Origin of the sequence: Aphanothece stagnina RSMan2012 (assembly GCF_046764815.1) — a bacterium.
In the GTDB taxonomy this organism is placed as follows: Bacteria; Cyanobacteriota; Cyanobacteriia; order PCC-6307; family Cyanobiaceae; genus NIES-981.
The window spans coordinates 72,792-94,333 of record NZ_JBKOUC010000008.1 but is presented as its reverse complement, the minus strand read 5'-3'; the positions used below and the strand labels follow the sequence as shown (position 1 = coordinate 94,333).

The 21,542-nt window shown below is 67.7% G+C and carries 30 protein-coding genes; 13 read left to right on the top strand and 17 right to left on the bottom strand.

What is annotated here, in order from left to right; genetic code table 11:
- The first annotated feature begins 58 nt into the window (after positions 1-58).
- A complete protein-coding gene (gene pedR / locus ACLNEE_RS07260; RefSeq protein WP_411423524.1) occupies positions 59-352 on the top strand; it encodes a photosynthetic electron transport-dependent transcriptional regulator PedR in 294 nt (97 codons plus the stop codon).
- Here pedR and ACLNEE_RS07255 read toward each other — a convergent pair.
- The 10 genes from ACLNEE_RS07255 to ACLNEE_RS07210 all read right to left on the bottom strand — a co-directional run bounded on the left by ACLNEE_RS07255 (position 349) and on the right by ACLNEE_RS07210 (position 8,361).
- Positions 349-516: a hypothetical protein gene (locus ACLNEE_RS07255; RefSeq protein WP_411423525.1), complete on the bottom strand. Its 168-nt coding sequence runs from the start codon at positions 514-516 to the stop codon at positions 349-351. The two genes, pedR and ACLNEE_RS07255, sit on opposite strands and share 4 nt — an antisense overlap.
- A 22-nt stretch (positions 517-538) precedes the next feature.
- The gene (locus tag ACLNEE_RS07250) at positions 539-1,117 is read right to left on the bottom strand and encodes a CYTH domain-containing protein (protein WP_411423526.1); all 579 of its coding nucleotides are present in this window, start codon (positions 1,115-1,117) and stop codon (positions 539-541) included.
- A 24-nt stretch (positions 1,118-1,141) separates the two neighbouring features.
- Entirely contained in the window at positions 1,142-2,095 is a 954-nt protein-coding gene (locus tag ACLNEE_RS07245; protein WP_411423527.1) for an NAD(+) kinase, read from the bottom strand.
- Positions 2,096-2,107: 12 nt separating this feature from the next.
- Positions 2,108-2,437, bottom strand: coding sequence for an NADH-quinone oxidoreductase subunit NuoK (gene nuoK, locus ACLNEE_RS07240; protein ID WP_411423528.1), 330 nt, complete (start codon positions 2,435-2,437; stop codon positions 2,108-2,110).
- Between the two features lie 67 nt (positions 2,438-2,504).
- Positions 2,505-3,107: an NADH-quinone oxidoreductase subunit J gene (locus ACLNEE_RS07235; RefSeq protein ID WP_411423529.1), complete on the bottom strand. Its 603-nt coding sequence runs from the start codon at positions 3,105-3,107 to the stop codon at positions 2,505-2,507.
- Positions 3,107-3,736: an NAD(P)H-quinone oxidoreductase subunit I gene (ndhI, locus tag ACLNEE_RS07230; RefSeq protein ID WP_411423530.1), complete on the bottom strand. Its 630-nt coding sequence runs from the start codon at positions 3,734-3,736 to the stop codon at positions 3,107-3,109. Before ndhI ends, ACLNEE_RS07235 begins: the two co-directional genes overlap by 1 nt.
- Before the next feature lie 80 nt (positions 3,737-3,816).
- Positions 3,817-4,965, bottom strand: a complete 1,149-nt coding sequence (gene nuoH, locus ACLNEE_RS07225; RefSeq protein WP_411423531.1) for an NADH-quinone oxidoreductase subunit NuoH — start codon at positions 4,963-4,965, stop codon at positions 3,817-3,819.
- A gap of 24 nt (positions 4,966-4,989) precedes the next feature.
- Entirely contained in the window at positions 4,990-6,183 is a 1,194-nt protein-coding gene (locus ACLNEE_RS07220) for a citrate synthase (protein ID WP_411423555.1), read from the bottom strand.
- A gap of 58 nt (positions 6,184-6,241) precedes the next feature.
- Positions 6,242-6,724, bottom strand: coding sequence for a phosphohistidine phosphatase SixA (gene sixA, locus ACLNEE_RS07215; RefSeq protein ID WP_411423532.1), 483 nt, complete (start codon positions 6,722-6,724; stop codon positions 6,242-6,244).
- A gap of 5 nt (positions 6,725-6,729) precedes the next feature.
- Complete coding sequence (locus ACLNEE_RS07210; protein WP_411423533.1) at positions 6,730-8,361, bottom strand: DUF3352 domain-containing protein; 1,632 nt, start codon at positions 8,359-8,361, stop codon at positions 6,730-6,732.
- Positions 8,362-8,405: 44 nt separating this feature from the next.
- Here ACLNEE_RS07210 and ACLNEE_RS07205 point away from each other — a divergent pair, with 44 nt between their 5' ends.
- The 3 genes from ACLNEE_RS07205 to ACLNEE_RS07195 all read left to right on the top strand — a co-directional run bounded on the left by ACLNEE_RS07205 (position 8,406) and on the right by ACLNEE_RS07195 (position 10,943).
- Positions 8,406-8,762, top strand: a complete 357-nt coding sequence (locus ACLNEE_RS07205) for a rhodanese-like domain-containing protein (protein WP_412006936.1) — start codon at positions 8,406-8,408, stop codon at positions 8,760-8,762.
- Between the two features lie 135 nt (positions 8,763-8,897).
- A complete protein-coding gene (locus ACLNEE_RS07200; RefSeq protein WP_411423535.1) occupies positions 8,898-9,887 on the top strand; it encodes an HrcA family transcriptional regulator in 990 nt (329 codons plus the stop codon).
- Between the two features lie 72 nt (positions 9,888-9,959).
- Positions 9,960-10,943, top strand: a complete 984-nt coding sequence (locus ACLNEE_RS07195; protein ID WP_411423536.1) for a 20S proteasome subunit A/B — start codon at positions 9,960-9,962, stop codon at positions 10,941-10,943.
- A 21-nt stretch (positions 10,944-10,964) separates the two neighbouring features.
- On the opposite strand, the gene trpB is transcribed toward ACLNEE_RS07195, so the two are convergent.
- The gene (trpB, locus tag ACLNEE_RS07190; protein WP_411423556.1) at positions 10,965-12,182 is read right to left on the bottom strand and encodes a tryptophan synthase subunit beta; all 1,218 of its coding nucleotides are present in this window, start codon (positions 12,180-12,182) and stop codon (positions 10,965-10,967) included.
- Between the two features lie 169 nt (positions 12,183-12,351).
- Here trpB and ACLNEE_RS07185 point away from each other — a divergent pair, with 169 nt between their 5' ends.
- A complete protein-coding gene (locus tag ACLNEE_RS07185) occupies positions 12,352-12,681 on the top strand; it encodes a translation initiation factor (RefSeq protein WP_411423537.1) in 330 nt (109 codons plus the stop codon).
- Between the two features lie 19 nt (positions 12,682-12,700).
- Here ACLNEE_RS07185 and ACLNEE_RS07180 read toward each other — a convergent pair whose 3' ends face one another.
- Positions 12,701-13,531, bottom strand: coding sequence for a DUF3598 family protein (locus ACLNEE_RS07180; RefSeq protein WP_412006935.1), 831 nt, complete (start codon positions 13,529-13,531; stop codon positions 12,701-12,703).
- 65 nt (positions 13,532-13,596) lie between these two features.
- Here ACLNEE_RS07180 and ACLNEE_RS07175 point away from each other — a divergent pair, with 65 nt between their 5' ends.
- Together ACLNEE_RS07175 and ACLNEE_RS07170 are read left to right on the top strand one after the other, a co-directional pair.
- Positions 13,597-14,499 carry an ion channel gene (locus ACLNEE_RS07175; protein WP_411423539.1) on the top strand — a complete coding sequence of 301 codons (903 nt, stop codon included), beginning with the start codon at positions 13,597-13,599 and terminating at the stop codon, positions 14,497-14,499.
- Between the two features lie 137 nt (positions 14,500-14,636).
- Positions 14,637-15,137, top strand: a complete 501-nt coding sequence (locus ACLNEE_RS07170; RefSeq protein ID WP_411423540.1) for an META domain-containing protein — start codon at positions 14,637-14,639, stop codon at positions 15,135-15,137.
- A gap of 20 nt (positions 15,138-15,157) precedes the next feature.
- Here the strand turns inward: ACLNEE_RS07170 and ACLNEE_RS07165 are convergent, their stop codons facing one another.
- From ACLNEE_RS07165 to ACLNEE_RS07145, 5 genes are all read right to left on the bottom strand, one after another.
- A complete protein-coding gene (locus ACLNEE_RS07165) occupies positions 15,158-15,676 on the bottom strand; it encodes a DM13 domain-containing protein (protein WP_412006934.1) in 519 nt (172 codons plus the stop codon).
- Positions 15,677-15,779: 103 nt separating this feature from the next.
- Positions 15,780-16,043 (bottom strand): hypothetical protein, encoded by a 264-nt coding sequence (locus ACLNEE_RS07160; protein ID WP_411423542.1) that lies wholly within the window; start codon positions 16,041-16,043, stop codon positions 15,780-15,782.
- An 87-nt stretch (positions 16,044-16,130) separates the two neighbouring features.
- Positions 16,131-16,976, bottom strand: a complete 846-nt coding sequence (locus ACLNEE_RS07155) for a sterol desaturase family protein (protein WP_411423543.1) — start codon at positions 16,974-16,976, stop codon at positions 16,131-16,133.
- A gap of 97 nt (positions 16,977-17,073) precedes the next feature.
- Positions 17,074-17,595 carry an FUSC family protein gene (locus ACLNEE_RS07150; RefSeq protein ID WP_411423544.1) on the bottom strand — a complete coding sequence of 174 codons (522 nt, stop codon included), beginning with the start codon at positions 17,593-17,595 and terminating at the stop codon, positions 17,074-17,076.
- A gap of 1 nt (position 17,596) precedes the next feature.
- The gene (locus ACLNEE_RS07145; protein WP_411423545.1) at positions 17,597-17,791 is read right to left on the bottom strand and encodes a hypothetical protein; all 195 of its coding nucleotides are present in this window, start codon (positions 17,789-17,791) and stop codon (positions 17,597-17,599) included.
- 134 nt (positions 17,792-17,925) lie between these two features.
- Here ACLNEE_RS07145 and cysC point away from each other — a divergent pair, with 134 nt between their 5' ends.
- From cysC to ACLNEE_RS07115, 6 genes are all read left to right on the top strand, one after another.
- Complete coding sequence (gene cysC / locus ACLNEE_RS07140; protein ID WP_411423557.1) at positions 17,926-18,585, top strand: adenylyl-sulfate kinase; 660 nt, start codon at positions 17,926-17,928, stop codon at positions 18,583-18,585.
- Positions 18,586-18,800: 215 nt separating this feature from the next.
- Entirely contained in the window at positions 18,801-19,298 is a 498-nt protein-coding gene (locus ACLNEE_RS07135; protein WP_412006933.1) for a hypothetical protein, read from the top strand.
- A gap of 23 nt (positions 19,299-19,321) precedes the next feature.
- Positions 19,322-19,462 carry a hypothetical protein gene (locus ACLNEE_RS07130; protein WP_411423547.1) on the top strand — a complete coding sequence of 47 codons (141 nt, stop codon included), beginning with the start codon at positions 19,322-19,324 and terminating at the stop codon, positions 19,460-19,462.
- A 128-nt stretch (positions 19,463-19,590) separates the two neighbouring features.
- The gene (locus ACLNEE_RS07125; protein WP_411423548.1) at positions 19,591-19,746 is read left to right on the top strand and encodes a hypothetical protein; all 156 of its coding nucleotides are present in this window, start codon (positions 19,591-19,593) and stop codon (positions 19,744-19,746) included.
- Positions 19,747-20,002: 256 nt separating this feature from the next.
- Positions 20,003-20,821, top strand: coding sequence for a glycosyltransferase family 2 protein (locus ACLNEE_RS07120; RefSeq protein WP_411423549.1), 819 nt, complete (start codon positions 20,003-20,005; stop codon positions 20,819-20,821).
- 22 nt (positions 20,822-20,843) lie between these two features.
- Positions 20,844-21,536: a hypothetical protein gene (locus tag ACLNEE_RS07115; protein ID WP_411423550.1), complete on the top strand. Its 693-nt coding sequence runs from the start codon at positions 20,844-20,846 to the stop codon at positions 21,534-21,536.
- Positions 21,537-21,542 lie beyond the last annotated feature (6 nt).

The window sequence follows — 21,542 nt, the reverse complement described above, 5'->3', positions numbered from 1 at the left end:
GGCCCCATCATGCGGCAAGGCCCTGCATAGAGTGGAGAGACCCCGAGGGGCCAGGCCGATGGTCAGAGAGCTCCATGCCCATGAGCCGCCGGAGCGCCATCTGTCCGAGCGGGAAATCGAGATCATCGGCTTGGTCGCCGAGGGGCTCACCAACCAGGAGATTGCTGAATCGCTCACGATCAGCAAGCGCACGGTGGACAACCACGTCAGCAACATCTTCACCAAAACGGGCGCGAAGAACCGCGTGGCCCTGCTGAACTGGGCGATGGACCACGGCAAGATCTGCCGGGATGGGTTCAACTGCTGTGCGCTGGATCCCGCCCTCAAGCGGGAGCATCCACACCAGCGCTAGACGCGGAAGGGAGTCGGCTGAGCCAGCGCCTGAACCGCGACCGTGAGACTCTCGAGGCTGTAGGAGCCCTCGCTGAGTTCGAAGAGTTCGGCATAGGCCAGGCAATCCTGACTGTCACGCCCTGCGAAGCGGAGGACGCCCTGGCTGTCGTAGAGGCCGGTCAAACCCCGCTCCTTAAGGATTTCCTCAGATTGTATCGGATGTGACGTCCGCCTCCCCCAACCAGGCGAGGAGGGACTGGCGACGTTCGACGCTCCAGCGGCTCAGCGGCTCCCGGGCCAGGGCGGCATTGCTGAGTTCCGGACGCCCCGTGACCTCGTGGACGCACCAGGAGGGAAGCGGCACAGGCTGCTCCGCCGAGGCCAGTTCCACCTCTGCGAGAACCAGCGGGGCGTTCTCCCCCTCAAACACATCCAGCACCCAGTCGCCACCGGGCAGTTCAAGCCCATGGCGCCACTTGGCGAGGCGATGGGGCGCCAGCGCCATCAGCGCCGCCGCATCCTCCAGGGGGATGGCATACTCGAATTCCTGGCGCACCAGGCCGTCGCGGCCCCCGGGGGCCGGGGCCTTGAGGGTCAGCCAGGCCTGGCCACCCGGCTCCCCATCGGCCTGGAGCGCTTGGGCTCGATCGGAGCGGCGCACCCGCACGGTGAGGCCGTCCCGAGACCCCACCAGGTAGGCCTGCTCGAGGTGGGCACGCCAGCCCACGTGCTGGCGCCAGCCCTCGCCCCGCACCAGGAAGCGGCGCTCGATCTCCAGGCCCACAGGCTCATCCCGGCAAGACTCGACTCAATTGTGCGACGGCTCGGCGGCGATCAGGCTGCCGGCCCAGTGGAGCTTGTGGGTGAGGGTGCGGTAGTAGGAGGGGCTGTGCTCCAGGGCCACCATCAGGGCCGGATGACCGGAACGCCGGACCAGGGCCCGATCACCGGGCTCCAGCGTGGTGGCATGGGCACCGTCCTTCCAGAGCTTCACCCGCCGGCTCGACTCGCCGAGGGGCCAGACCGAGAGCTGGGCCCGGGGCGGCACCACCACCGCCCGACTGGAGAGGCTGATCGGACAGATCGGGTTGACCACGATCGCCTCGATCCCCGGATGGAGGATCGGGCCTCCGGCCGCCATGGCGTAACCGGTGGAGCCGGTGGGGGTGGCGATGATCAGGCCATCACCGCGGTACTGGTCGACCACTTCGCCATCGATCTCCAGTTCGAGCACGCAGGTGGGCGAGAGTTCCTCGAGACCCGGGCGGAAGTAGAAGTCGTTGAGCGCCAGGTGTTCGGGATCCGCGGAATCCTCCACCCCATCGCCGCGATCGATGCGGGCCTCGAGCATCATCCGGCTCTCGAGGGCGAAGCGATCATCCCGCAACCGCTGCCAGAGGCTGCGGTCATCCTCGAGGCTGCTGCCGCGGGGTGGGGCCTCACCGCTGAGCCTCAGCAGGCGACGGTCGTGGGTGAGGAAGCCGAGATGCCCGCCGACGTTGAAACAGAGGATGGGAACACCCAGGGGGGCCAGGTGACGGGCCGCCCCGAGCACGGTGCCATCGCCGCCGAGCACGATCGCCAGGTCGGGAAGCTCCGCCTCGGTGGCGAGAAGTCCCGGATAGGGATCGGCGGCCAGCCCACTGGTGGCGGTCACGACCACCACCCCCTGGGAGCGCAGATCCGCGGCACAGCGGCTGCCCTGCCGCTGGGCGGCCTGGCTGCCTGAGCGTGCGATCAGCCAGACCCGCTCCAGGCGCATCGAATCGACGCCCTACCAGCGGAGCAGGTTGAAGCGCTCCATGTCGACCGTTTCGCGGTTGCGGTACAGGGAGAGCAGGATGGCCAGACCCACGGCCGCCTCGGCCGCCGCCACGGTGATCACGAAGATGGCGAACACCTGGCCGCGAATGAGCTGGCCATCCAGATAGCTGGAGAAGGCCATCAGGTTGATGTTCACGGCATTCAGCATCAGCTCGATGCTCATCAGCACCCGTACGGCGTTGCGGCTGTTGATCAGGCCCCAGACCCCGCTGCAGAACAGCACCGCCGCCAGCACCAGGTAGGCCTGCAGAGGGATGGCGGAGGGAAGGTCGAGGTCCATGACGTCAGCGAGGGGGATGGCAGCAAGGCGGAGGGGGACAGGGGATCAGGCACGGTGGCCCGGCTGATCAACGGGCCGTCTTGTCGATCAGGAGGGGGGTGCGGGCCTTCTCGATCAGCCCCTGATCCACGGCCTCGCCGGTGACGATGTCGGAGCTGAAGACATCCCGGCGGGCCAGCACAATGGCGCCGATCATGGCCATGAGCAGCAGCACCGAAGCGAGCTCGAAGGGCAGGAGATAGTCGGAGAAGAGGTGTTCACCGATGCGGATGGTGGCCTCCTCGCCGATCGGCATCGGCCCGGGCAGGGCCCAGGGCGTGGTGAAGGCCACCCGGATCAGCAGAACGAACAGCCCACCGCAGACCAGGCCGGAAAGCAGGCGACGGACAGCCAGGCCGGGAATGGCGGAGAGGTCCTCGCGCTTGTTCACGAGCATGATCGCGAACAGGATCAGCACGTTGACCGCACCCACGTAGACCAGCACCTGGGCCGCGGCCACGAAGCTGGCATTGAGCATCAGGTACAGGCCGGCGACGGAGAGGAACACCCCGGCAAGCAGGAAGGCCGAATAGACGATGTTGGGGAGCAGCACCACCCCCAGCGCTCCGAGCACCAGGGTGGTGGAGAGCACGGCAAAGCAGATCTGCTGGGTGCTGGAGGCAATGGTCATCAGGCGTCTCCCTGGGACTCGGCAGTGGAGGTCTCGGCGGAAGCGGACTCGGGCATGGCGGCGAGCACCTGCTCGGGCAGCTGACCGGCCCTGGGGGCCGTGTCCGGCACCCCATGGGGATCCACGGCGCCCTTGGGCAGGTAGGCGAGCTCGCGCAGGGCGACCACCGCCGGATCGCTGGTGACGCTGGTGGGCAGGCGACCCAGGGCGATGTTGTCGTAGTTGAGGCTGTGGCGATCGAAGGCGGCCAGCTCGTACTCCTCGGTCATCGAGAGGCAGTTGGTGGGGCAGTACTCCACGCAGTTGCCACAGAAGATGCAGACGCCGAAATCGATCGAGTAATTGCGCAGCTCCTTCTTCTTGGTGGCCTTGTTCATCACCCAGTCGACCACCGGCAGGTTGATCGGGCAGACCCTCACGCACACCTCACAGGCGATGCACTTGTCGAACTCGTAGTGGATGCGGCCCCGGTAGCGCTCGGAGGGGATGAGCTTCTCGTAGGGATACTGAACCGTCACCGGGCGTCGCCGCAGGTGATCGAAGGTCACCGCCAGACCCTGGGTCATGTACTGGGCGGCGCCGACGGCATCGCGCGTGTAGTCGGTGACTTTCTTGAGAAACCCGAACATGAGCTGGTACTTGGGACGGAGCGTGGGAGACCAGAGTCAGGCCGGAACCATGATGGCTCAGCCGGTCGGAAGCTGAAGGGTCAGCCGCCGAAGAAGGCAGGGAAGGCGAGCTTGAGGCCGGCGGTGACGAGCAGGTTGACCAGGGCAATCGGCAACAGGAACTTCCAGCCCAGATCAAGGAGTTGGTCGATCCGCACCCGGGGGGTGGTCCAGCGGAGAAGGATCGCCAGGAACACCAGCAGGTAGGCCTTCAATACCGTCATGACGATGCCCACGCACGCGGTGATCACCTGCACGAGCGGGGCATCGATGGGCTGGCCCAGCCAGCCGGCCAGCCATTCCACCGGCAGGGGGAAGCCCCAGCCGCCGAGGTAGAGCACCGACACCAACAGGGCCGAGAGCACCAGGTTGATGTAGCTGCCCAGGTAGAAGAGGGCGAACTTCATGCCGGCGTACTCCGTCTGGTAGCCGGCCACCAGCTCCTCCTCGGCCTCGGGGAGGTCGAAGGGAAGGCGCTCACATTCGGCCAGGGCACAGATCCAGAAGATCACGAAACCGACGGGCTGGCGCCAGATGTTCCAGCTGAGGATGCCGGCACCGGTCTGCTGATCGACGATGTCGACGGTGCTGAGCGAGTTGCTCATCATCACCACCGCCAGCACGGCCAGGGCCAGGGGGATCTCGTAGCTGATCGACTGGGCTGCGGCGCGCAGGCCCCCGAGCAGCGAGTACTTGTTGTTGGAGGCGTAGCCGCTCATCAGCAGACCGATCGGCTGGATCGAGCTGAGGGCGATCCACAGGAAGATGCCGATGCCCACATTGCTGATCAGCAGGTGCTGGCCGAAGGGCACCACCAGCCAGCTGAGGATCACCGGGATCAGCACCAGCACCGGGCCGAGGGTGAACAGCAGGCCATCCGCCCGGGCCGGAATGATGTCCTCCTTGAAGAGCAGCTTCAGACCGTCCGCCATGGGCTGCAGGATCCCGAGGGCGCCGGCGTATTCGGGTCCGATGCGCTGCTGCACGGCCGCGGAGATCTTGCGCTCCAGCCAGACGTTGACCAGAACGCCCACCACGGCGGCGACCAGCACCAGCAGCATGGGCAGCGGCAGCCAGAGCAGATGGGCGGCACCATGGCTCAGGCCCAGGCCCTGGAGGGCCTCCACGAAGCTGGACTGGAGGTCCAGACCAACAGCCCGGTCCAGACCGACGGCCGGATCGCTCAGCATGACGGCAGCTCAGATGGGGGAAACTTAGCGGGCTTCCAGCGGCACCCACTCGCGAGGCTCGGCACCGGTGTAGATCTGCGAGGGGCGGAAGATGCGGTTGGCTCCCAGCTGCTCCTTCCAGTGGGCCAGCCAGCCGGCGGTGCGGGCGATGGCGAAGATCGGCGTGAACAGATCCCGGGGGATGCCGAGCTTGCGGTACACGAGGCCGGAATAGAAGTCGACGTTGGGGTAGATGCCCTTCGGGCCCAGCCGCACCGCTGCCGCCTCCTCCACCCGGCGGGCCAGGTCGTAGAGGGGATCGTGGCCGAACCGATCGAACAGCTGCTCGGCCAGGCCCTGCAGGATCACGGCCCTGGGGTCCTTGACCTTGTACTCGCGGTGGCCGAATCCCATGATCTTCTGCTTTTCGGCGATGGCCTGATCCAGCCAGGGCTCCACCTGGTCCTCGCTGCCGATGGCCTCGAGCATGGCCAGCACATCCTCGTTGGCGCCCCCGTGCAGCGGGCCCGCCAGGGTGCCCACCGCCGAAGCCACCACGGCGTAGGGATCGGTGAGAGTGCTGGCGGTGACGCGGGCGCTGAAGGTGCTGGCGTTGAGGCTGTGCTCGGCGTGCAGGATCAGACAGGCATCGAAGATGCGGGCCGCCAGGGGATCAGGCTCCCGCTCCGTGAGCATGTACAGGAAGTTCGACGCGAACGGCAGGTCGTCGCGGGGCTGGATCGGATCCTGTCCTTTGCGGATGAGCTGGAACGCCGCGACCATCGTGGGGATCTTGGCGATCAGCCGCACCACCGCCTCGTAGATGTATTCGGGGTTGTCGAGGGCGCGGCGGGAGTAGAAGAGGCCGAGGGAAGCGGCACTGCTCTGCAGCGCGTCCATCGGATGGCCGGAGGCCGGGAAGCACTTCATCATGTCCCGGATGCGGAAGCTCACCCGCCGGTGCATCTGCACCTCCTGCTCGAACTCCCGCAGCTGCGCCGCGGTCGGCAGCGCGCCCCAGATCAGCAGGTAGGTGGTTTCGAGAAAGGTGCTGTTGGCCGCGAGCACATCGGCGCCATAGCCCCGGTAGGTGAGCAGACCCCGCTGGCCGTCGATGTCGCAGATGGCCGACTGGGTCGCCGGCACCCCCTCCAGCCCCGGCCGGAAGGGGGGGACGGACGCCGCTCCATGGGCGCCATCGACGCTGCCCTGGACACTGCCACTGACCCTGCCTGCCATGCCAACGGAGACCACTGGGCCAGAACCTACGGCTGGAGCCGCCCGTCCCGCCGTAGCGCTAGTTGCCGCCCAGCAGCTGGCGGGGGGCCAGCAACAGCCGCAGGCAGGCCTGGCCAGGGGTGCGCGGCGTGGGCAGGTCCAGCACCGCCAGACCGGCCTTCTTGAGGGCGATGCTGCCCGGCGGGGCACCGATCAGCCGCGCGGCCAGGTCCCCCAGGTCGGGCTCATGGCCGACCAGCAGCAGACGCCCGCCGGCGGCCAGATCGGCCAGCAGAGGCAGGGGATCGCCCCCCGGTGCGAGGGCATCGGTGAGGGTCACGGCCGGCGCCAGGCCCGCCGCCACGGCCAGCTCGGCCGTCTGGCGCGCCCGGACCAGGGGGCTGCTCAGCAGCCGGTCGGCGCCGACCCCGAGGCGGTGCAACTGGCTCAGCACGGCCGCCGTGCGCTGGCGTCCTTCAGGCGTGAGCGCGCGGGCCTGGTCCGGGTGATCGGGGCGGCGCTCCGCCGCGATGCCATGACGCAACAGCAACAGCTCAGCCATTGGGTTCATCCGTAATGGATCCTGGCCTGGAGATGCAGCCCGCCGGCATCGGGTTCGAGAGCCAGGGCCAGGCCCTCGACGTCCTCGGCCAGGGGCTGGCCCGCCAGAGCGGAGAGCAGCCGCCAGGACGACCAGCTCCGCAGCAGGGCGCGGGCCGGATCGGCGGCGACCGCCCACTGCAGGGGCGCCTCCGGCAGGCCGAGCTCGTCGAGGGCCCGGCGCAGCGGCCGCGGCCCGCTGCCGGCACTGCGCCGCTCCTCGAGCACAGCCAGGGTCTGGCCCCACCAGGCCCGCTCGCCATCGGCAGCCCGGGCACCGGCCAGGCTGACCTCCAGCTGGGAAGTCGCGTCGCCCCTGCGTCGCGACGCGCTCGTGGCCTCCAGATGGGTCCACACCTGCAGGCCCTGGCCCGCGGCGGGTGCGGCCAGGGTGGAGGCCACCAACCCCAGGTCCTCCAGGGCGGGCTGGAGGGCGGCCGGCGCGGGCTGGTCGGCGCGGGTGCCCAGCAGCCAGCCCAGGGGGCCCTCACTCCACAGCAGCGGGCCTGCATCCAGGGAGGCCACCAGGGTGGGCAGTCCCCCCCCCTGCCCCAGCAGGGCCTGCTCCAGCAGGGGGCGCCAGGCGTCGGGCCAGTGGGCCGGATCCTGCAGCAGGGCGAGGCGGACGACCTCACCACGAAGACCATCGAGCAGGGCCTCGGCCTCGGAGGGATCAAGCCGCGGTGTCCAGGGTCCGCTCGGATCGTCCGCCGCGGTGGACGCCTCCTCGCCCGGCGGGATGGCGTCGGACTGGATCGACTGGATCAGGGCCTCGACGGCCAGCTGCCGTCCCTGGGGGCGCAGGGAGGCCACGAGGGAGCGCAGTCCGCCAGGGGCTCCACCCGGAAAGCCCAGCCAGGGCTCCAGGCCGGACGGACGCAGGGTGAGCAGCACGGCCCCCTGCTCGAGCCTGGCCAGGGCCTGGCGAAAGGGGGGGTCGGCGGCCTGGTTGAGCTCATCGATCTGGGAGACGTCCAGGGCCTGCTCGAGCACGCCGCGGCCCGAGGCGAGCAGCACGAGGTCATCGTCGATCAGGGCGGTGGCGACCGGTACGGGCTCCTGACCCACCAGGGCCGCCCGGCCGCTGATCAGGCCCATGCCCCGGTAGCTGCTGACCTGCAGCCCGGTGCCGGCCAGGCTGCGGGTCTGCCAGAAGCGCTGCAGGAAACGGCGAGCGCCGTCTCCATCACGGCTCTGCAGGGCCAGCAGCCACCCCCTGGGCTCGCCGGCCCCATCGGCAGCGAACAGGGCCAGGCCCGTCTCGGGCCCGAGCCAGCCGGCCAGCTCGTCGCGGTAGTCGAGACCCGCCGCGGCGAAGGCCCCGTCCCGCAGCCGCGCCACGGCGTCGGCCGCCTGCCGGCGCTGGCGGGTGGGGGCCACCGCCCGGGCATAGCGCACCGGCTCCTCCGCATCGGTCAGCAGAAACAGGCTGAGGGCGGCCTGCCGGGGCACGAAACGGGCCGACCGGGGCAGGATCAGACCCTGATGCTGCAACTGCAGGGGAGAGCGCTGCCACACCAGCCACCAGCCTCCGAGGGCCAGACCCAGAAGCAACAACGTCGCCGCCAGCACCACCGCCACGAATCGGCGGGCCTTCATGCGCCCAAAGCAGGATGGGTCCATCCTGCCCCGAAGCCCCACCCGTGCAAACGCCCGAGAGCCTCCCCAAGAGCATCACGGCCCGTGAGCTGCAGCAGCGCCTCAGCGACGGGGAGGCGATCCAGCTGGTGGATGTGCGCGAAGCCATGGAACTGGAACTGGCCCGCCTGCCCCATGAGGTCATCCACCTGCCGCTGAGCTGCTCCAGCGCATGGCTCCCCACGCTGGAGCAGCGGCTGGAGCGCGACCGGCCCGTGGCGGTGATCTGCCACGCGGGGGTACGCAGCTGGCAGTTCGGCTGCTGGCTGATGGAGCAGCAGGGCTACGGGCAGGTGTGGAACCTGCTGGGGGGCATCGACGCCTGGAGCGTGCAGGTGGACCCGTCGGTGCCGCGCTACTGAAGACGGGCCACGAGCCTTGGGACGAGCTGTGCCACGAACCGTGCGGCGTGAAGACCCCGTGACTCCGCCGCTGGGTCACCGGCGCAAACGTGGCGGCTGCTCTTACCATCCGGCCTAGCCTTCCGGGCAGCTGCCTTGGCGCAGAACCTCTCCCAACGACAGCAGGAGGTGCTGCAGCTGGCCGTGCGCCACTACGTCGACACGGTGGAACCCGTGGGCAGCAAGACCCTGGTGCGGCGCTTCGGCCTACCGGCCAGTTCAGCGACGGTGCGCTCGGCCATGGGGGCTCTGGAACAGCGCGGCCTGCTGACCCAGCCCCACACCTCCGCCGGCCGCATCCCCAGCCAGCAGGGATACCGGGTCTATGTGGACCGGCTGCTGCCGGCCCCGGGCGCGGCGGCCCAGCAACTGGAACGGGAACTCACTGGGCTCAGCCTGCATTGGTCGGCCCTCGATGACCTGCTGCTCCATCTCAGCCGGCGCCTGGGGGACTTCACCGGCCTGCTCAGCCTGATCACCCGGCCCCAGAAGCGTCAGCAGCGCCTGCAGGAACTGCGTCTGGTGGCCAGCGGCGATCGGCTGCTGGTCTTCCTCGTGGCGGGCTCGGCCGGGGCCGGCAGTCTCAACCTGCGCCGACCGCCCGTCGCCCCCCAGGAGATCGAGCGACTCGAGCGCTGGACCAACCACCAGCTCCGCGCCCATCCCGACCATCCGATCCCGTGGCAGCAGCTGCCGCAGGAACTGCGCCATGGCGGCGATCTGCTACGCCAGGCCCTGGAGCGCCGCCAGCCCCTCGCCCAGGAGAACCTGCAGGCCGTGGCCAGCGGCCTGGGGGGCCTGCTGGCCCAGCCGGAATTCAGCCAGACCGCCAGCCTGCGCCCGCTGCTGCAGCTGGTGGAGGACACCCCCCAGCAGGTGCTCGGTCCCCGGGCCGACGCGATCTGGATCGGCCGGGAGCACCCGCACGGGGCCCTGGAGCGCTGTGCGGTGGTGCAGGCCAGCTACACCACAGGCGATGGGGCCCAGGGCCAGGTGGCCCTGGTGGGACCGATGCGCATGGCCTACGCCACCGCCAGGGCCGCCGTGCACTCGGTGGCGGCGACCCTGTCCAGGCTGCTGAGCTGAACTGATGGAGCACCCAGGGCCGACCGGTGGGGTGATCGTTCAGGATTCCTTCCAGGGAGGCTTGGAACGGACATGACCTACTGCGTCGCATTCCTGCTCGATGCGGGCCTGGTGTTCGCCTCCGATTCGCGCACCAATGCCGGGGTCGACTACATCTCGACCTACAGCAAGATGCATGTCTTCCAGCCGGCGCCGGACCGCATGTTCGTGCTCCTGGCGGCCGGCAACCTGGGCACGACCCAGGCGGTGCTGAACCAGATCCAGCGGGAACTGCGCCGCCAGGGGGTGGCGCCGACCGGGCCAGCCCGGCCCGGCACACCGGTGGGCAGTGGCCCCGGCCTGAGCGGCGAAGCGGGCAACCCGCCGCTGCAGACCTCGGTGTTCGTGGGGGTGCCCGAGGCAGGTCAGCCCCAGAGGTCCACCATGCTCGGCTGCGATCCGGCCGCCGCCCCGGCCAGGGGCGCTGTGGCGGGCGATGCCCGACACGCCACCCAACACGCCAAGGACCGCAAGGAGGAGGAGAAGCAGCTGCCCAATCTGCTCACCGCCGAGTATCTGTTCGAAGCCGCCGACTATGTCGGACGGATGAGCGTGGCGGTCCAGGACCAGCACCGGGCCACGCTGCACCAGTCGGGAGCGAGTGCGGAGGCGACCTTCATCCTGGGGGGCCAGATCGAGGGAGATCGCCATGGCCTGTACCTGATCTACCCGCAGGGCAACGCGGTGATGGCCACCCGCGAGACCCCGTTTCTGCAGATCGGGGAAAGCAAATACGGCAAACCCCCGCTCGACTTCGTGGGCCACTGCGGCCTGTCCCTGGAGGATGCGGCCCGGCTTTGCCTGATCTCCCAGATCATCACGCGACGGTCCAACCTCTCGGTGGGTCCGCCGTTCGAACTGGCGCTGATGCCGGCCAACGAGCTGCGCATCTCCCGGCGGATCAAGCTGGGGAAGGGAGCGCCGGAAATCAGCCGTTCGATGCAAGTGTGGGCAGGGTGCATGCAGGAGGGCCTGCGGCGACTGCCGCGCTTTGCCTGGGAGGAGGATCCGCTCTGAGCCGGGCGGATCCACGGGGGGTCACCGGGCCAGACGGCCCCCCAGCTGGTCCCCCAGGCGATCGGCCACCGTGTTCACGTCCTTGTCGCCACGGCCCGAGAGGTTGAGCACCACCTCGGTGCCGGGGGGCAGGGTGGGGCAGAGCTGGTCGAGGGCGGCGAAGGCGTGGGCCGTTTCCAGAGCGGGAATGATCCCCTCCAGTTCGCTCACCAGCCGCAGGGCCTGGAGGGCCTGCTCGTCGGTGACGGCCAGATAGTCGGCGCGGCCGATCTCGCGCAGGTAGCTGTGCTCCGGACCGACGCCGGGGTAGTCGAGGCCGGCGCTGATCGAATGGGCCTCCTGCACCTGGCCCTCGGCGTCCTGCAGCAGCAGGCTCATGGCACCGTGCAGCACACCGACGCGGCCCTCGGTGATCGTGGCGGCGTGGCGGCCGCTGGGAACGCCCTCCCCGGCCGCTTCGACCCCCACCAACCGCACGCCGGTGTCCTGCACGAAGGGGTGAAACAGCCCCATGGCGTTGGAGCCGCCGCCCACACAGGCCACGAGCACATCCGGCAGGCGGCCGAAGGCCTCCTGGCACTGGGCCCTGGCCTCCTTGCCGATGCAGGCGTGGAAGTCCCGCACCAGCATCGGGTAGGGGTGGGGGCCGGCCACCGAGCCGAGGATGTAGTGGGTGCTCTCCACGTTGGTCACCCAGTCGCGGATGGCCTCGCTGGTGGCGTCCTTGAGGGTGGCTGTACCGGCGGTGACGGGCTGCACCGTGGCACCCAGCAGGCGCATGCGGAACACGTTGAGGGCCTGACGGCGCATGTCCTCGGCGCCCATGTACACCACGCACTCCAGGCCGAAGCGGGCGCAGACGGTGGCGGTGGCCACGCCGTGCTGGCCGGCGCCGGTCTCGGCGATCACCCGCTTCTTGCCCATGCGCAGGGCCAGCAGGGCCTGACCCAGGGCGTTGTTGATCTTGTGGGCGCCGGTGTGGTTGAGGTCCTCGCGCTTCAGCCAGAGGCGCGGTCCACCCTCCGGACGGGCGTAGTGGGCCGTGAGCCGCTCGGCCTCATAGAGGGGCGTGGGGCGGCCCACGTAGGTGCGCAGCAGGTGATCCAGCCGCCCGGTGAAGGCGGGATCGGCCCAGGCCTCGGCGGCGGCGACCTCCAGCTCGGCCAGGGCCGGCATCAGGGTTTCCGGCACGTACTGGCCGCCGAAACGTCCGAAGCGACCAGCCGGGTTCGGACGCACCTCGGGCTGGAGGGAGGCGGGATCGGGCTGCCCGGGGGCCGGGTTCGCCGCGGGAAGGGTGCTGGTCACCGGGGACTGGGCAGGGTGTGCTCAGGGTAGGAACCTGGGCGCCTCAGGGCCGGCCGCAGGGGCGGTGCGGGATGATCCTGGAAGGTTCGGGCGCATCACGATGCAGCGGCAGCGCGGCTGGCAGGAGTTCAGCCCGCTCGCCCGGCCCGCCAGCGCGTCGAGCCCGCAGCAGGAGCCGACCCCCAGAGCCCAGCAGCGCGTGCGGGTGCAACGCAGCAAAGCCGGCAAGGGCGGCAAGCTGGTCACGGCCATCACCGGCCTGGAAGCTGAGGAGGGTGAGCTCAAGGCCCTGCTGAAGCAGCTCAAGGCGGCCGCCGGCACCGGCGGCACCCTCAAGGCGGGGGTGATCGAACTCCAGGGGGATCAGGTGGCCGCCGCCCTGACGGCCCTCCAGCAGGCGGGCTACCGGCCCAGGCAGGCCGGGGGGTAGGCCCCGCGGGGCTCCAGGGCTAAGCCACCCGCGTCTCGATCAGATGGCTGGCTGAGACCCACTCGCCACGGTCGTTGTAGCGGCGGATCAGGCGCTGGCGTTCGGTGGGGGAGCTGAGCCAGCCGGCCTCGACGCTGAACGCCTCCCGGTGGCTCACCTGCAGCGGCACCCGGCTGGATCCGCCGTCGGGCAGGAGGTTCAGCAGCTCGGGGGCGGGACCGTCGAAGCGGATGGTGCGGCCCTGCAGCGAACCCTGGCGTTCAGTCTGATCGCTCCCGATGGTGGTGAGGATCCGCACCTGATCGCCGCCGCAGCGCTCGATCCGGCTGGCGCAGGGGCTGAGGGTGGGTTCGGGCCAGTCGGCCTCCACCGTGGCGGCCTGGCCCTGCCAGGTGCCGACCAGCTGATCGAGCTCCAGCGGTGGGCGCTCCGGTGCGTTGCCGCCGGCCCGGAACTCACGGATCAGCACCAGGGACTCGAAGCGACCATCCTCGCCGTGGAGCTGCACCAGCCGCAGCCGACGGTCGGGACCCACGAAACCGTATTCGGCCCCGGAGCGGGTGCGGGGCGCGATCTGGAGAGACCCCTTGGCGAAGGCGCCGGTCTCGAAGAACACCACCTGCCGGCCGAGGGAGCGGTAGTCCTGGCGGTGGTCGCTGGTGGGCGGGGTGTCGGTGCCGCCCTGGCCGAAGCGCCGCAACCGGAAATGGACGCAGCGCCCCTCCTCGCTGGCCTCGAGGCTCAGGATCGAGGGGGTGGAGCGCAGCACGGAGCCCTGGATGTCCAGGTCGGCAAAGGAACCGTGCCACTCACCCAGGTTCCTCAGGAAGTTGTCCCACTGGCTGGACATGGGTCGGCGGACGGTCGGTGGGAGGGCGCGGATGCTAACGATGGGTTCCGGGGGCACCGCAGCCGATGGCCAGGGTCCAGCGCCTGCGGCGCCAGCACGGTCTGCTCACCGCCCAGGAACGGACTGGCGGCTGGCGCCACTGGCGGGAGCCCTACCTGCTGGCGCTGGCGCTCTCCTGGCCGCTGTTCCTGGGGCTGCTGGCCCTGGTGTACCTGGCGATCAACCTGCTGTTCGCCCTGCTCTACCGCCTCGATCCCGGCGGGCTGGCCGGGACCGTCGGCGGCCGGGCCAGCTTTGCCGAGGCGTTCTTCTTCAGCGTGCAGACGCTGGGCTCGATCGGCTACGGGGCCCTGCATCCGGTGGGCCTCGTCACCAACCTGCTGGTGACGGCCGAGTCCCTGGTCGGGCTGCTGTTCATCGCCCTCTCCACCGGTCTGGCCTTCGCCCGCTTCTCGCGCAGCAGCGCCCGGATCCGCTTTTCGGCGCTGGCGGTGGTGCACCCCTGGGACGGCACCCCCACGCTCAGCTTCCGGCTGGCCAACGAGCGCGGCAACCACATCCTGGAGGCCCGGGTGAGGGCCTACCTGGCGGAGGATGAGATCAGCGCTGAGGGCCATCGGATGCGCCGGCTGCGGCCCCTGCCGCTGGAACGCGACCAGGGCATCGCCTTCCTGCTGATCTGGACGGCCCAGCACCGCATCGACGCCAGCAGCCCGCTGCACGGTCTGGGGCCCGACGAGCTGCTCGCGCGCAACGCGGAGCTCGTGGTGGCGTTCAGCGGCATCGACGAGACGATCGAACGGCCGGTGCACAGCCGCTCGAGCTGGCCGGTGCAGCGGATCGGCTTCGGGCTGTGCTTCGTGGACATGGTGGAGACGGAGGGTGACAGCCACCGGATCGACTGGTCGGCCTTCGACCGCACCCGTCGCTGCCCGCTGGCTCCGCCTCGGCCGGACCCTGGGGCATGAAAAAGGGCGGTTGCAACCGCCCTCGTACACCCTTTCCCCCCTTCAGGAGGTGGGAGAGTTGTAGCGGCTTGAACTCCGCGACACTGTTCGGATCGAACGGTTTTCTAGCCTGAACCCCAGGCGTACACAGGCAGGCGATGGGCATTCACGGTCCAGGGCGGTGGGCGGGCTGCCTGGTCGGATCCCTGACGGCCCTGCTGATGACAGGAACCAGTGCCCCAGGCCAGGCCCAGGGCCGTGACGACGGCCTACCGGCGGCCCTCGCCGGCAGCCACTGGGAGCTGATGGAGATCCAGTCGATGGACGACGCGATCGGCAGCCGCCGTCCGGAGCAGCCGGGCCTGTACACGTTGGCCCTGGGGGCCGATGGCCGGGCCGCACTGCGGCTGAACTGCAACCGGGCGATGGGTCGCTGGTCCGCCAGCCTGGCCGGGGATGGCCGCAGCGGCAGCCTCCAGTTCGGCCCCCTGGCGATGACGCGGGCTCTCTGCCCACCCCCGAGCCTCGACACGCAGCTAGGGCGTGATCTCGGCGCCGTGCGCGGCTTCGCCCTCCAGGAGGATCGGCTGACCCTGAGCCTGATGGCGGACGGTGGCCTCCTGGTCTGGCGGCGCCTGGATGGGGAACCGCCCAACTGAGGAGGCCCGGACGACCCTGCTCACTTCGCCAGGGGGGACCAGGCCATGGTGGCGTTGAACTGCTCGCACCAGATGATCACCGAGCCCTTGTCGGCCAGCTCGATCCCCTTGGGCAGCACGTAGGTCTGGCCTCCTCGGGCAGCCCGCAGCGGGGCGATCACGGTGTAAGTGCCCTCCCGAAGCGCATAGGCCGGGGGCTTGCTCCCGGCGATCGGGTTGGCGGCCTTGCCGATGGCGAGCTTGAGGTCAGGCGCCTTGGGATTGGTGCTGAAGTCATCGCTGAGCACCAGCAGGGTGCGCTGGCCATCGCGGCGGATGGTGTAGCTGCCCTGCACGGGGGCCTCGGCCTGGCGGAAGGCGCCGCGGTAGAGCACCCCCTTGTCCATGGCGACGGTCATGGCCGGGGGCGAGGCCAGGGCAGGGGCGGGAGCCAGGGCGGTGGCGGGGGCCTGAGGGTCTTGGGTGGCCATGGCCAGGCCCACGCCACCGGAGGCCAGAAGGAGGGTGAGCAGGACGCCGGTTCGGGAGACGGAAGGCACCGCGAGATAGCGGAGAACAGTGGGAATACCGGCCAGCGTGTCGACTGGATCCCCGGGCTCCGGATCGACGGGCTCTGGATCGAGGGGCTCTGGCTCGCCGGGATCAGTAGGAACTTTCCTCACCGAGCAGCTGATCCACGAAGTTCTCGGCGGCCTCCTGGGCCTGCTCGAGGCTGGGGAAGGGGTTGAGGTCGAGCTGCTCCTGGAGCACCACGTCGGCCACATGGCCGGCAGGGTCCTCGATCCTGGCTTCCCACCCTTCGGCACAGGGCTCGACCACCAGGCCGTAGCCGCGGTGACTGGTGCGTTCAGGTGCGGGGCTGGCGGATTCCGGGTTGGTGGATGCTGGGCTGGCAGATGCGTCCATGGCAGTCTCCAGGGCTCTCTGTCTCCAGGGTGCACCCGTCAGCCCGAAGCTGCCCAGGGGGTCGCTCGCAGACCATCGCCCTCCTCGTCACTCCCGGTCACTCCCGGTCTGTACGTTCCGGTCTCTGCGAGGCTTCCCGACAGCCCTGTCGGAGGGTGGGGACGGCGGGAGTGCTCCCTGGTGCAGGCGCTCGGTGTAGGCAGGGTCTTCGGTGCCGAAGAGGCGATCCCAGAAGGTGAAGTAGAGCCCGTAGTGCATCTGATGGCGGCGGTGATGCACCGAATGGTGCGCCGGACCGATCACCCAGTGACCGAGCCAATGGTGGGGAAAACGCAGCGGCAGATGGTCGAGCCCCAGGTGGTTCACCATTGCCCACACCGTCATCGTGCTCAGCACCGCCAGCAGGGTCCCCCGATGCAGGGGCAGCAGCACCACCACGGCGACGAGGAACACCGCCTGCACCACGGCCTCGAGGGGATCGAAGGCGAACGAGGTCCACGGGGTGGGCTGGCGCGAGCGATGGTGACCCTGGTGGAACCAGCCGTAGAGGGCGCGGTGGTGGAAGAGGCGGTGGGTGGCATAGAAGAAGCCGTCCTGCAGCAGCAGCACCGCCAGATAACTGAACGCGAGGTACCACCAGCCGTACTGCTGGGGCTGGCTGTAGAGACGCGTGAGGCCGAACCCCTCGAGCGTCAGGCCGCCGGCCGTGGCCAGGGCGAACACGCCGGCCGAGAGCACCGAGAGGCGGATGTCGTACCGGATGCCCTCCCCGAGCCGGCCTGAACGGGCGTAGAGCAGCCACCAGGAGCCTCCGGCCACGAGGAAATAGCGGGCCAGGATGATCACAAAGAACGGAAGGCCGGAGACGACCAGGGACGAGGGGATCCCAAGCCAGGGAAGCGCCGCCAGGGGGTTGGTCCAGACCTGGCCCATGGCGCTCTCTTCCCTTGACCACGTCCTAGGAAGCAACCTAGGGGGTGCGACGGGGCATCGACCGAACCCATCCAGGCCGGCCCGCGCGGCACCTGCCTCAGCGGGGCTCGCCCGGTGGCACTGCCTCCGGCCAGAGCCGCGTGATCGCCAGCGCCACGCCGATGCCGATCGCCACATCCACGAACCGGAACAGCGCCATTCGCCAGACCGCATCGCCCGGTGCGGCGGTGACCACGATCGTGAGGGCGATGCCACCGAAGCGGTAGGCGCTCTGGTGGATGCGGCTGAAGCCACACACCAACCCCAGCAACAGGATCGCCAGGGCGTAGGACAGCACCCCCTTGGGGAGCAGCAGCACCTGCAGCGCACCGATGGTCACCCCCAGCAGGGTGCCAAGCAGGCGGCGGCGGGAGATCAACCAGGAGTCGGCCACGCCCGACTGGGTGACGATGATCGTGGTGATGGGCGACCAGTAGGGATCCGGCACCCCCAGGGCCGTCGCCAGCGCCATCGACAGCCCTGCGGCCAGCGCCGTACGGACCGCATGCAGCGTCCAGGATCGGCCGCTGGGTGCTGGTTGCTGGGGACGAGCTGGCCGTGGCTCTGGAGCTGGAATCATCTCAGCGCCCCAGCAGCCAGCGCAGGGCCGACAGGCCGATGATCAGGCCGACGCCGCTGTTCCAGAGCACCGCCTGGTGGCGCCGCAGACGTTCGAGCCAGGCGGGCAGAGGGCGCTCACTGCGGAGCAGCAACGCCGTGGCCAGCACCAGCAGGGCCAGAGGAAGTCCGAGGGCCAGGAGCAGATCGGCAGCCATGGGAAGCGGACCTGGGGATCGGGCCGCTGCGCTCGCACCAGCATCGCGTCCAGGACCGCCAGCCGCCACAGCCCGGAGCCGTGGGCACACCCACTGGGAGAATGAATGGCCTTGCCCGTCGTTGCCGCGCCGCCATGACCGCTTCCCCTGCGTCCAACCCCGCCTACGGCGCGCTCACCAACCAGGGGAACTCCACCAACATCGTCTGGCACCACTCCACCGTCACCCGCGAGGCGCGGGCTTACCAGCGCGGCCACCGCAGCGCCATCCTCTGGTTCACGGGGCTGAGCGGCTCGGGCAAGAGCACCCTGGCCAATGCGGTGAACTCCGCCCTGTTCGAGCAGGGCATGGCCTGCTACGTGCTCGATGGCGACAACATCCGCCACGGCCTGTGCAAGGACCTGGGCTTCTCCGATAGCGATCGGGAGGAGAACATCCGGCGGATCGGCGAGGTGGCCAAGCTGTTCCTCGACGCCGGTGTGGTGGTGCTCACCGCCTTCGTGTCGCCGTTCAAGGCCGACCGGGATCGGGCCCGGGCTCTTGTGGGCGAAGGCGACTTCATCGAGATCCACTGTGCCGCCGACCTGGGGGTGTGCGAGGAGCGGGACACCAAGGGGCTGTACGCCAAGGCCCGGGCTGGGGAGATCAAGGAGTTCACGGGGATTTCCAGCCCCTATGAGGAGCCTGAGTTACCGGAACTAAGGGTGGATACAGGTGGGCAGGGCCTGGAGGAATGTGTGACGCATATCATTGGATATCTGCAAGGCCAAGGCATCATCCCAGAGCTGTCATGAGCCAGGGCCTATTTGTAAGTTTCCCCTAGTACGTCTAGCGGTAGCGCCACGCGTAATGTGACGTGCGCGGAACACGCTTCCGCCCCTTGACCTAATAACGCCGCAACCACGCCTGCTGCTGCAAGCGATCTGATCAGCATCCTCAAGGCGCTGCCGGACCGCCGGATGCGCCGGGGCATGCGCTTATCCACTTTACCTAGTGGTGAATGCTGCTGGTGTCGATCCTGGCCATCCTCAGCGGGCAGGGCTCCCTGGTGGGCATGGAGCGGGTTACCCAACCGCACCGCCTGACGCTCAACGAGCTGCAGGGCACTGCTTTCGGCAAGTCGCCGTCAGATTCCACATGCCAGCTGCTGCTGGCCCAGCTGGATCTAGCGGGCTTTGAAACCCTGCTGCAGGACTTGATGGCGGCTCAGCCCGGTGTGGCCGCAGAGCTCGACCGCCTGGTGTGTGACGGCAAGACGCTGCGGGGCTCCATCGATGAAACTGCTACTGGCGCAGCGCGCTTCATCGCCCAGGCGAGCCTCTACTCCCAGAGCCTGGGTGTGGCGATCGCCCAGACCATCTACGCCACCGATGCCAGCGGCGAAATCCAGGCCCTATGCAAGCTACTGGAGGCGGTGGAGCTCGAGGGTGTGCTGGTGAAGGCCCACGCGCTGCACGCCAACCGCCCTTTTCCCTCTACCTCGCCCAGCGGAGCACCGACTTCCTGATCGCAGTCAAACACTATCGCCGCATGAGATTTTGGCTGATTCGCGACCGGCTCACCTACGGCCGGAGGAGCCGATGGCGCAGAAGCAAACGGGACGTGCATCTGGGCCGTGACATCACCTGGACCCTGCGGGCGATGCCGGCGCCGGAATGGGTGGTGGAATAGTGGCCGGGCAGTGCCACGATCATCGCCGTGCGCAGCCATGGCTACCGCGAGGGCAAGCCGACCGACGAGACGAGACCCGACACTACGTCATGAGTTTGTGAACTCGAGCCGATGCCCTGCTGAGCCATGTGCGCCAGTGCTGGTCGATCGAGAACAGCTGGCACTGGGTGCGTGGCGTGCCGCTGCGGGAAGACGCCCACCGCTCCCGAGAGAACAACGGCATCCAGATCTTGGCCATCCTCCACAGCCTGGCGATCAATGCGCTGCGACTCGATGGGATCTAGTCGATCAGCGGGGCCTCGCCGCCCTGGCTCACCACATCAAGGGCCTGCTGAGGCCGTTGGGTGGCGGGAACCTGCGGCGAAACAACCCTCAGGATAACTTCTAATAGACCCTGAGTCTTGAGCGGGGTTCAGGGAAAGGGCCAAGCACTATAGTGGATGAAACCGACAATCAGGATGGCAAGGGGAGGGGAGGTGCACCCTGCCATGCTTCCCAGGATCAATCGAAATGTCATTTTCGTGCGTAGCAGTTCTTTGTGTGCGCAACGAACTTGCCCACCTGCCGCGAGTGCTCGGCGACTTTTACTCGCAAGGCATTGATGTCGCCATTATTGACCACGAATCAGACGATGGAACCCAAGAATACCTGAGATCTCAACTTGGCACACAGCTATTTCATCTCGAGTCGCTGGCATGGCGCGGCGAGTTTGATCTAACTGCACAGCTACATGCCAAGCATGCACTAATCCAAAAACTTCAGCATGACTGGGTAATCCATAGCGACGCTGACGAGTGGATGCAAAGTCCGCGCCCTAATGAATCCCTCAAAGAAGGACTGGCGCGACTCGACAAAGAAGGCTTTAATGTCGCAAACTTCAACGAATTTGTGTTCGTGCCATCGCCCAAACAGCATGCGAAAGACTGCCGACGAGAGTTGCTCCACTACTATTTTTTTGAACCGAAGCCAATGCGCTTGATGCGGGCATGGAAACGGGAAGCCAACCTATCTAGCGTAGAGCACGGCGGACATATACTTAAGGGGCCGCATATGAAGGTGGCCCACGAAGACTTTATCCTTAGGCATTACATTGTCCTGTCACAAGCCCATGCAATATCGAAATATACTGGCAGGGTGTTCTCCAACCGAGACATAAAGCGCGGTTGGCATGGCAACCGCATGGGCCTGAACCCCGAAAGCCTGCGACTGCCAGACAATAGCTTGTTAAAGGTTTTGCCTAACTGGTCTAGCGTAGAGTTTGACAAGACAAGCCGAAGAGATTTACACTTTTGGCATTGGATTGCTGATTGGCCCGACAGAGCGACAGAAGATGCGTACGTTAATCAGGAGGATTACTAACACCTTTTGGTTCCTTCGGGCTATGGCCGGCTTCAGGCCTTACTGTGAAACGCTAGTCTGCATCTACACCTGTGAGGCCCATCGCGGTATCTTACGTGAATTCCACCTCTCTCCGCTCGGACGCTTTCTAAAACAGTGGAAGGGCGCACAAATCATCGAGGTGTATGCCGACGATTCGCTTTATAGACCACATGCCAGCAGCCGCCGAGTCATTCTCAACTGCCGGGAAGATTACACTCAACTGAGCTTCAAGACGCTATTGATGATGCGCTATTGCGTAAAGCAGTTCAAGTTTACCCGGCTACTCAAAATCGATGTCACTACCGTTATGACCGACCTGAGCGCACCTGAGTATGCTGGACGAAAGCCATTAAGCCAACCAGCCCTAATTGCTTTTCTGCGAGATGCAGACACAGCAACAGATTATAACGGATTCATCTGTCATACAAGCGCCGACCGCAATGGCGCAGAAAGTTGGGCCGCAAAAAAAGGACTCTGCATTGATTACGAAAGTCTATTTGGAGACTCTTGCATGCCCGCTTTCTACAGTGGTAAGTGCTATTTTGTCGGAATCCATTTTGCTAAATACATTGCCATACATGGCTATGATTACGCAGAAGAGCACTCTCGCCTATTGGCTGGGGCGGAGGATGTCATGGTGGGTCGATTATTCAGAGAGTTTCAATGCAGAACGAGCTCTCGTGAAAATTCTTAATGTTAC